Below are 9,511 nucleotides of genomic sequence, written 5' to 3'. Positions count from 1 at the left end.
ATCATGCCGCTGGCCGCACCGGCCATCTTCACGACCGCCATCCTGGCCTTCATCTCCTCGTGGAATGAATTCCTGATCGCCAGCCAGCTCTCGTCCGACGCAACGCAGCCGGTCACAGTGGCCATTGCAAGCTTCGCCGGTGCGCAGCCCAACCAGATCCCGTACACCGCGATCATGGCTGCGGGAACCATCGTGACCATTCCCTTGGTCATCCTGGTGCTGGTGTTCCAGCGTAAGATCGTCGCCGGCCTCACGGCCGGCGCGGTTAAGTGAGCCGTCAAGTGACAGGTTCGGCCGAAGGCAAGCAGAACCACGGATTCGTCCGGAGCGAGCACAAACGGGCCCGCTCCGGGGAAGACTTTGACATCATCATCGGCTTCCTCGGATTCTGGACGGTCGTCCTGCTGGTGGTCACCGTCTGGATGGAAGTGACCGCCGAGCCGGGCCTCTTCTGGGCCCTGGGCCTGCTCGCCATGCTCCTGGCCCTCTACGGCACCGTGCGGCTCCGCCGGCGCCTGCCCGCCAGAACCGCCACCCGGCAGAACTAGGAATCTGAGCAGCTTGTCGAACAATTCCAACCACGACCAGCACGAACAACGAAGAGTTCCGGCCACAATCATCTGTCCGGAACTCTTCGGCGGGACCGCCACACTCATCGAGATGCGGATCCTCCCACTTCAATAAACCTCAACCAAGCGTCCTGCCTTAGCGGGGCCAAACCACTCACTCCTCTCCGGGTAGGCATACATGGATGTCTGCCCCAATGGGGCCGATCCACCCGCCCTGGCACCGCCGAGGAGCAGGAGCCGGACACTGCCCGTACCCCTTCAATGGGAAGTCCCGGTCTACTTCCGCTGTACCAAGCCCCGGACGATGAGACCCATGCCGTCGCGCAGGCCAGGAAGACCCGGAGCAAAGACGAATAAGGGTCACGTCCCCATCTGGGATGCGGCCCATTACCACCGCTGCGGCAGTGCTCGTAGATGCACTGAGACAGCGAGATATCACCAACAGAAAGGATTGGAATGCATTCAGTAATTGCCGCCATCTTCGCAGAGGACGTAAGCCACCGGGACATCGAATTGGACCTGGCAGTGGAAGTTGCTGCCGACGTGGCGAGTTATAGGCGATGCGGAATCCTCATCACACGTCACGACTTTTCGACTTTTACCGTCGCCGTCACACCCGACGTTCCGTTCGGACTCATACATGAGCTGGACCTGGCCGCCTAACCCTCGTCATCCCAAGCCCCTGCTCCTGCTAACCGCTCTATGGACTGCCTGCTGGACAACCATGCGCTCACGTTCCCTATCGTTTCGAGGCGCAGAGGTTTCGAGACATCGAATCGAGCTGGGGGTGATCTGGATGTTCAATCCGCGCGGAAGGATTGGTCTCACTAAACAACCCAGCAGTACAACCCCCGCTAAGTAACCCACTTCTGCGCGATCCGGCGTGCCCCCAAGATGCCGGAGCGTCCTCAGCCCGCGCCCAAAAACGCGCGATCCAAGGATCACGAAAGAGAGAGAACTCAATGACCACTCGTTCAACCATTGCCCGGCACCGCGCCGAGGTCACCTGGACCAACTCGCTGGCTGCTATTGCCAAGGCAGTCGGCGACAACGCCTGCGGCATGGGCCGTCAGGCCGCGGTCATCGCCGCAGCGTCCGGTCTGGTTCTGACCAGTGGAATCGCAGCCAACGCTGCTGAGACCAACGTTCAGCGCGAATCCACCTCCGCTTCGGCGCTGGAAGTCCAGTCGGCCGCTCCGGCCACGACCTCGGCCGCGTCCACCATCGCGATCTCCTACGAGAAGCCCGTCGTGAAGGTCCAGGACGCCGCAGCTACCCAGGCCGGCGTCGGCGGCGGCCCAGCTGCGCTGGCACCTGCCGGCACAGGAGGCAGCGCCGGCGCGACCATCGCCGCCGCGGCTTATGCACAGCTCGGCGTGGCGCAGGACTGCACCGCTCTTGCCACCAACGCCCTGACCGCGGCAGGTATCCACTACCACGGCTGGCCGGCAGGTTACCTGTCCCTCGGCCGCATCGTGAGCCCCGCCGAAGCACGTCCGGGGGACCTCGTCTACTACCGGAACGGCGGTCTGGGCATGGCCCACATCGCGGTCTATGTCGGCAACGGCATGGCCGTCCACGGCGGCTGGAATGGCGGAACCACCGTCTTGTATAGCGTGAACGTCGGCTCCGGGTCTGCGTTCGATCCGGCACTTGAGCAACTCGACGCTGCGCGCCCATAGGTGCCCGCAAGCCGATCGTTCATCGGGCACCAAGGCCGAGATTTCATCCGATCGCCTGCGGGGCTACCACCGTGGGAGGTAAAGGCATGCACTGGAGGGACGACATTGGTCCGGATCATGAAAATCCGCGTATGCGCGGCGAGCGATCCCGACCGCCATACTAGATTGCCAGGCAAACTAGACGATGTTACCGTCTAGTCATGAGTGATGATCCAAAGTTGCCCAGAGATTGGATCCGGGCTGTCCTGGCACCGTGCATCCTGCAGCAGGTCCAGACCCGGAACGAGTCCTACGGCTACCAGATTGTGCAGGATCTGGGCGCGCGGGGCCTGCCCGGCATCGCCGGCGGCACCGTCTACCCGGTACTCAACAGACTCGAGGCCGATGGACGCGTCCGCTCCGAATGGCGCGAAGGCAACGGAGGCCCCGGCCGCAAGTTTTACAGCATCACCCCCGAAGGGGAGACCTGGCTAAGCGAGACCTCCGGTGCTTGGCAAGAATTCACGGCAAGGGTAGCGGCGATACTGACAATGGAAGGGAACCCGGCATGACCACCTTGGAGTACTTTAGAGCCCTTGCGCTGGGACTCCGCCAGCGCAAGCTCAGCGAGGACCAGGTCGCCGAATTGCTCCGGGAACTCCAGAGCCACCTGCAGGAGACGGGTGCGCGTCCTGAAGATGCTTTCGGCAGCCCCAAGGAGTACGCAGAGCGGTTTCCGAAGGGGAGCACGGTTTCCCGCGGATCCAAGATCGGCTACCTTGCTGCGGCCGTGCTGATGGTCCTGATCGGCGCGAAGGTCTTCACAGGACAGGTCCTCGGCATCTCCCTCGGCTTCCCCGGGACATTGATCTATCTTGGGGCGACCGCCCTCCTGACATTCGCCCTGGTCGCGTGGAGCAATGTGCTGCAGCGGCGGCTTCCCGAACGGATAGCTGAGGATCTCAGCCGGCGGAAGTGACGATGTACCGCCCGTAAGCCAGTCCTTACCGTGCACAAATTTTTGCTCAGATCAGGATGCCCATGTACGGCAGGGTTTATTGTGTGGAGTTGGTCGCTCTGTGGCGGCGTTTTTTGGTCGCTCCGTGTCGCAACAGTGCCCGTAAGGCGAGCACCTATTCCCAATACATCGCAGCCGCACGTGAGCAGAGGCGCATCTTATGCCGACACGAAACGCCGAGGCTAGTCGACGCACCGGATCGCGTCGCAGACGTTCACGGCTGGGCGTGACGCTCCAACGCGTCCAGAGTCGTCTCGGGCGATGTGTTGAAGCAGAAGGTGATTCCGGGCGATTCCGCATTGCACACGTTGATGATCCGTTCGAAGAGCTCGGTGTACTCCGGGATCATCCTGATGCCGCCCCCGATCATCACGAGGCCGAAACGATCACGACCGAATGCCGAGCGGATCTCTGCTTCGGCCTCGTCCGGGGAGGTGCCGATCAGGCAGTTGACGGCGTCGAAGCCGGCGGCCGTAGTGGCCCCGAACCCCGCTTCGATCCGTTCGGTCATCGTGGCCTCGTCGAGGCCAAGAGGCAGCTTGCTATAGTCGAGGGCTCGCGCGTGGATGCCGATCATGAGGATTCGAGTCATGGGCCTCATTGTGGCATGCACCCGAAACACTTGGCTGCGGGCCCGCTGGATCCTTGCTCGACCCGCCCCGCCCCAGATGAGCTGTTCCTGTAGTGCAGAGGACTCGTGACGTTCCGTGCAGACGACTTCGGAAAATGACATCGGTGGGCCGGCTCCAGGTTTGCGAACCGCCCGTTAGACGATCCCCCACCGCGACACCGTCCGCCCGCACTGGCGCTGCGAGAAATCAGATACAGATACTGGAAACTTGGATTCGCGCATCCCCGCCCGCAAAACTGTCCCGCTCAGGTTGGACAATCGCGACAGTTGCACCCCTGCCCGCGCAGATCATCGGGCTACGCCCGGATCTCCACCAACGAACAGGACCTGACAGCGCCACGCAATGCGCTTTTTGGCTGGGTGTCCCCAGGGGGCCCGATCTATTTCGACAATGGCTGACCGATAGGAAAAAGAAACGGCCAGGACCAAGCGAAAGCCGTGGCGGCTGTTCGAGCCGGCGAGGCCCCTTGTCGTCACCAAACGCGATAGGTTGGCCCGGCTCCTGCCCGCTGCTCGAGAACATTGCCGAGGACACAACGAAAATTTCCCTGGAGTTCTGGCTGCCGACAGGGATGACCATAGAGTTTTTGATCCCGAAGTCGCAGCAGGTCATGCAGTTCCAAGCGCTCCCGGCCATGAAGGAGTTAGCAGCAACACCGCTGTCCAAGGCAAGAGGAGGAGCCGCCAGACCGCAACGGGCATCAACAAAAATGGGCCCCCGCAGGGGCCCATAAAAGGAGATTTGTACACACTCAGCGGCCCACAAGCCCCTGAACAGGGAAAACACGTGCCCGAGGTGGGACTCGAACCGGGTTCCAGCCCTTGAATTTCCGCCGCTTCCCCGCAAACATCGCCAATCCGGCCCAGTCCGGCCGATATACAACCCGATCCGAAGCCCAAGGTGTGCACATTGTGCACACCCTCTTCTTTGACCATTTTCATGCAACAACCAGAAAAACGGCCGCAGCCCTGTCCGAATGGAGAAGCCGGTCTGATCCGCGCCGTCATTCCGCCTTGTCTAACCCAAATGCCCGAGCCGGGGCCGGGGCTCGGCCTCGATCGAGCACCAACATCCGGGCTATAAGAAGACTGGGAATCAACGAGCGCCATGGTGTTGCACCTCCTTCCTACATCTCATGGCGGAATGAATGGAGCCCCGCATGACCAGAACCCCTCTGCGCGGGAGCACGGCCTAGTCCATCGGGTCCCCAGAACGACGGAAGGTCCATTATCGGCATTAATTGTCGGCGGCATGGCGCCTGCTTCAGAAGTCCTATACCCGCGAGTTGACCTAACGCTTTGGGTCCGACGCACAACCATGGACTCAGGGGCTTTGGAGTTCGTGGACGACGAGGCCCAACACGAGCGAGTCAGCTTCTGATATCTCTTGCAAACCCTGGAGAAAAGCGTTCAGTTCCGCCAAACTGGCACCGCCTCCATTTGACCAGAACTTGATCCAGAGAAATAGCATGGTGTAATTGCCATCGCCCGAGTCGGGTCGGATCGCCTGACGTAGGTAGTCGGCGGCCCACGCGTTTGCCTCCTTACCGCCTCGTATCGTCTTGAGAATGCGCAGATCTGGTGGCTGAGTTCTCGCCCGGCTTGTCGATCTGCCCCAGAGCGCGGGCTCCTTTTCGGGGCTCTCCCACGAACGCATGCGGGGCGGCACCGCCGGATGCATCTGGTGTGTGAACGGTCCTTCGGGATCGTCGATACCCTTGGGTCGACGGGCTGCCTTCTCGCCCGGAGTATTGTTCACGTGGACCCCCTCGTTTTAGCACTCCCCACGTCTCGTTCCTTGCTCAAGGTGACAGCCCATTGCAGGCAGTGGGGCATGGTTCGGGCATCAGGTTGACGGTCGTCTCGCTTAAACACCGCCGTTATCTTGCATAATTGAAGGACGGGCCGCAGCCTTCTCGCTCAATGGCCGATGGAGGACGTCGGATGCCCGGCTCTTCGAGGCGGTCTCATTCGGTATCACCGTCACTACTATGTCTAGCCATATGCGGGTGCCCCTCGCCGTTGAGCTCCAGCAGTTCGTGCCTGTGGTGGAGCAAGAACTCGTGCCTGTGGTGGAGACCGATCCAGGGCAATGAATCGTACGCGTCAATTTCAATGCCTCTGGTCCGCGCTGGCCCCGCACTTCTCCTTGCCGGTTCCGGCAAAGGTGGCTTGACCGCCTCCTGCTGAATGCGTGGCGGTGGAATTTGACGTCTCGGCATGGTCTGCTCTCATCTTTCAAGGTTCTGGTCCGGGCCACATGAACCCTGGTCACTGCGGGCCGGTTATGTTGTGGACCGGCGATGGGGCCACCATCAAAACGCGCGGAGGATGTCCTCGACGCGTTGTTTGGCGTCGCCGAAGAGCATCTGGGAGTTGTCGCGGTAGAAGAGGGGGTTCTGGACTCCGGCGTAGCCGGCGGCCATGGAGCGTTTGAAGACCACAACGTTGTCTGCTTCCCAGACGCGGAGGACGGGCATGCCGGCAATGGGGCTGGACGGGTCCTCGGCTGCGGAGGGGTTGACTGTGTCGTTGGCGCCGATGACCAGGACCACGGAGGTGTCGCCGAGGTCCTCGTTGATCTCGTCCATTTCCAGGACGATGTCGTACGGGACTTTCGCTTCGGCGAGGAGTACGTTCATGTGTCCGGGCAGGCGCCCGGCGACCGGGTGGATGCCGAACCGGACGTTCACGCCGCGTTCGCGGAGCTGATGCGCGAGTTCAGCCACGGGGTACTGGGCCTGGGCGACGGCCATGCCGTAGCCGGGGGTGATGACCACGGACGAGGCGTTGGTCAGCATCTCGGCGGTTGCCTGGGCCGTGATTTCACGGTGCTCACCATATTCCGCGTCCGCCGCTGACGGTGCTGCGATGCCGAAGCCGCCGGCGATCACGGAGATGAAGGACCGGTTCATGGCCTTGCACATGATGTAGGACAGGTACGCACCGGAGGAACCGACCAGGGCGCCTGTGATGATGAGCAGGTCGTTGTTCAGCAGGAAACCTGCGGCGGCTGCGGCCCAGCCGGAGTAGCTGTTGAGCATGGACACGACGACGGGCATGTCGCCGCCGCCGATGGAGGCCACCAGGTGCCAGCCCAGCCCGAGGGCGAGGATGGTGACGACGATGAGCAGCCACAGCTGGGAATCGTTGACATACCAGACGGTCAGGGCGATGAACGCGGCCAGGGCGCCGAGGTTGATCGCGTTCTTGCCCGGCAGCATCAGGGGTGAGGACTTCATCCGGGCCGAGAGTTTCAGGAACGCCACGATCGAACCGGTGAAGGTCACCGCGCCGATGAACACGCCGATGAACACCTCGGCATGGTGGACAGCCATCAGCTCCGGGGACAGGTCCGGGGCGTCCAGGTGCCCGTTCCAGCCCACCAGCACCGCGGCGAGGCCCACGAAGCTGTGCAGCAGCGCGATCAGCTCCGGCATCCCGGTCATTTCCACAACCCGGGCACGCCAGAGCCCGATGGCCCCGCCGATGAGCACCGCGGCCACCAGCAGCACCAGCCCGGTCAGGCCGTTACCTGACCCCCAGGCGCCCTGGACGGTCAGCCAGACGGTCGCGGCCAGGGCGATGACCATCCCGGTGATGCCGTAGACGACACCTGCCCGGGCCTTCTCGTGCTTGCTCAAACCGGCAAGGCTCAGGATGAACAGCAGGGCCGCGACGATGTAGGCCGCCCCGGCAATGGAGTCGGCGGTCAACGGACCGGAGACGGTGTCAGACACGGTAAGGCTCCTCGTAAGTGTTGTTGCTGCTTCAATGACGGCGCTCATGAACGGGCCTTCCCACCACGGGAGAACATCGCCAGCATCCGCCGGGTCACAGCGAACCCGCCGAAAATGTTGATGCTGGCCAGCAGCACCGCGACAGCGGCCAGGACCTGCATCACGATGTTGTCCGACGTGACCTGCAGCAGCGCACCGACCACGATGATCCCGGAAATCGCGTTCGTCACAGACATCAGCGGGGTATGCAGGGCGTGGTGGACCTTCCCGATCACGTAGAAACCGACCACGACCGAGAGCATCAGCACCGTGAAGTGCTGCGGCAACGGCGCCGGAGCCACCGCGTTCACCAGGAACAGCGCAGCAATGCCCGCAGCAAACAAGCCCGCCTTGCCCGCGGCGCTCAGGCCCGCCTTCTTCTTCGGCGCAGTGCTTTCCGCTACCGGGCCCTGAGCCGTGGCCGCGGGTACGGCGGAGACCTGGACCGGGGGCGGGGGCCAGGTCTTCTCACCCTCCCGCACCACCGTCACGGAGCGCTGCACCACATCGTCAAAGTCGATCCGCAGCTGCCCATCTTTGTCCGGGGTCAGGAGTTTGAGCAGGTTCACCATGTTTGTCCCGTACAGCTGGGAGGCCTGGGCGGGCAACCGGGCCGGGAGATCCGTGTAACCCAAGATCACCACGCCGTTGTCCGTGACCACCCGTTCCCCGGCCACGGAGCCTTCGACATTCCCGCCCTGCCCGGCGGCCATGTCCACGATGACGCTGCCGGACTTCATGCCCGCCACGTCCTCGGCTGTCAGCAGTTTCGGCGCGGGACGGCCCGGGATCAGTGCGGTGGTGATAATGATGTCCACATCCCGGGCCTGTTCCGAGTAGATCTCCGCGGCCCGGGCGTTATACGCCTCAGATGTGGCCTTGGCGTATCCGTCGGTGGACTTCATTTCTTCGGCGACCTCGACCTTGAGGTAGGTCCCGCCGATGGATTTGACCTGGTCGGCGACCTCGGGCCTCGGGTCGGTCGCGCGGACGATCGCGCCGAGGCTGCTCGCAGCCCCGATCGCGGCCAGTCCCGCGACGCCGGCGCCGGCGACCAGGACCTTCGCCGGCGGGACCTTGCCCGCCGCGGTCACATGGCCGGTGAAGAACCGCCCGAACTCATGCGCGGCCTCGATCACGGCCCGGTACCCGGCGATGTTCGCCATGGAACTGAGCACGTCCATGGACTGTGCCCGCGAAATCCGGGGCACCGCATCCAGCGCCAGCGCCGTGATCGGACGTGCCGCCAACGCCTCCACCAGCTCCGGCCGCAGACCCGGGCTCAGCGACCCGATCAGCGTCGCCCCGTCGGCCAGGCGGCCGATCTCTTCTTCGGTGGGCGGGTTGATCCGGAGCACCACCTCGCTGCCCCACGCCTCATCGGCACCCACAATGAGCGCACCCGCTTCGGCATACGCGTCATTGCGGAAGGACGCCGCCTCCCCCGCACCCTTCTCGACTACGACGTCGTAGCCCAACTCCACCATTTGCCTGACGGTGACTGGCGTCGCCGCCACCCTTGTCTCGCGACCTAGCTCGGCCACGATTCCTATACGTGTCACTTTGCTCTCCTCTTAGATGTAGCGTGAATGGCCGGACCTTCCGCCTGCCCGCCTGCGGAACGTGCCCCAGCTTTCCATCGTTGTGCCCGGTGGGATGTCGCCCTTCAGACACACTTCGTAGCGGCCAGGGGCCAAGCGCGTTACCGAGATGCCGACCTGTCTGAAGATGGCTACGGGCTTCAAAAGATCGACAGCCTGGTCCATAGCGGCATCCAATTCTCTTCGAGCGTGAATGGTAACGAGGAGACATTCTGTCTCTGCATGCATAGCTAGGAATCCTTTACCTTGTTG

The 9,511-nt window shown here is 62.9% G+C and carries 10 protein-coding genes; 6 read left to right on the top strand and 4 right to left on the bottom strand.

Annotated elements, in window-relative coordinates; genetic code table 11:
- From AC1D0A_RS11965 to AC1D0A_RS11940, 6 genes are all read left to right on the top strand, one after another.
- Positions 1 to 273 (top strand): ABC transporter permease subunit (locus AC1D0A_RS11965; protein WP_476945906.1); only part of this gene is annotated, 273 nt, incomplete at its 5' end.
- A gap of 8 nt (positions 274 to 281) precedes the next feature.
- On the top strand, positions 282 to 548 hold the full coding sequence (locus AC1D0A_RS11960) for a hypothetical protein (protein WP_476945905.1): 267 nt from the start codon (positions 282 to 284) through the stop codon (positions 546 to 548).
- A 477-nt stretch (positions 549 to 1,025) separates the two neighbouring features.
- Positions 1,026 to 1,232, top strand: a complete 207-nt coding sequence (locus AC1D0A_RS11955; protein ID WP_476945904.1) for a hypothetical protein — start codon at positions 1,026 to 1,028, stop codon at positions 1,230 to 1,232.
- Positions 1,233 to 1,531: 299 nt separating this feature from the next.
- Positions 1,532 to 2,251, top strand: coding sequence for an NlpC/P60 family protein (locus tag AC1D0A_RS11950; RefSeq protein WP_476945903.1), 720 nt, complete (start codon positions 1,532 to 1,534; stop codon positions 2,249 to 2,251).
- Positions 2,252 to 2,451: 200 nt separating this feature from the next.
- Positions 2,452 to 2,802, top strand: a complete 351-nt coding sequence (locus AC1D0A_RS11945; protein ID WP_476945902.1) for a PadR family transcriptional regulator — start codon at positions 2,452 to 2,454, stop codon at positions 2,800 to 2,802.
- Positions 2,799 to 3,209 (top strand): HAAS signaling domain-containing protein, encoded by a 411-nt coding sequence (locus AC1D0A_RS11940; protein ID WP_476945901.1) that lies wholly within the window; start codon positions 2,799 to 2,801, stop codon positions 3,207 to 3,209. Before AC1D0A_RS11945 ends, AC1D0A_RS11940 begins: the two co-directional genes overlap by 4 nt.
- 253 nt (positions 3,210 to 3,462) lie before the next feature.
- Here the strand turns inward: AC1D0A_RS11940 and AC1D0A_RS11935 are convergent, their stop codons facing one another.
- The 4 genes from AC1D0A_RS11935 to AC1D0A_RS11920 form a co-directional block, all read right to left on the bottom strand.
- Positions 3,463 to 3,840: a hypothetical protein gene (locus AC1D0A_RS11935; protein WP_476945900.1), complete on the bottom strand. Its 378-nt coding sequence runs from the start codon at positions 3,838 to 3,840 to the stop codon at positions 3,463 to 3,465.
- Between the two features lie 1,363 nt (positions 3,841 to 5,203).
- A complete protein-coding gene (locus tag AC1D0A_RS11930) occupies positions 5,204 to 5,638 on the bottom strand; it encodes a hypothetical protein (protein ID WP_476945899.1) in 435 nt (144 codons plus the stop codon).
- Between the two features lie 556 nt (positions 5,639 to 6,194).
- Positions 6,195 to 7,667, bottom strand: a complete 1,473-nt coding sequence (pntB, locus tag AC1D0A_RS11925) for a Re/Si-specific NAD(P)(+) transhydrogenase subunit beta (RefSeq protein ID WP_476945898.1) — start codon at positions 7,665 to 7,667, stop codon at positions 6,195 to 6,197.
- Entirely contained in the window at positions 7,664 to 9,220 is a 1,557-nt protein-coding gene (locus AC1D0A_RS11920; protein WP_476945897.1) for a Re/Si-specific NAD(P)(+) transhydrogenase subunit alpha, read from the bottom strand. The genes pntB and AC1D0A_RS11920 overlap by 4 nt, the downstream gene beginning before the upstream one ends.
- Positions 9,221 to 9,511: the final 291 nt, after the last annotated feature.

Source organism: Arthrobacter sp. P1_D4, assembly GCF_056406115.1.
This window is presented reverse-complemented; position numbering and strand designations above follow the sequence as displayed.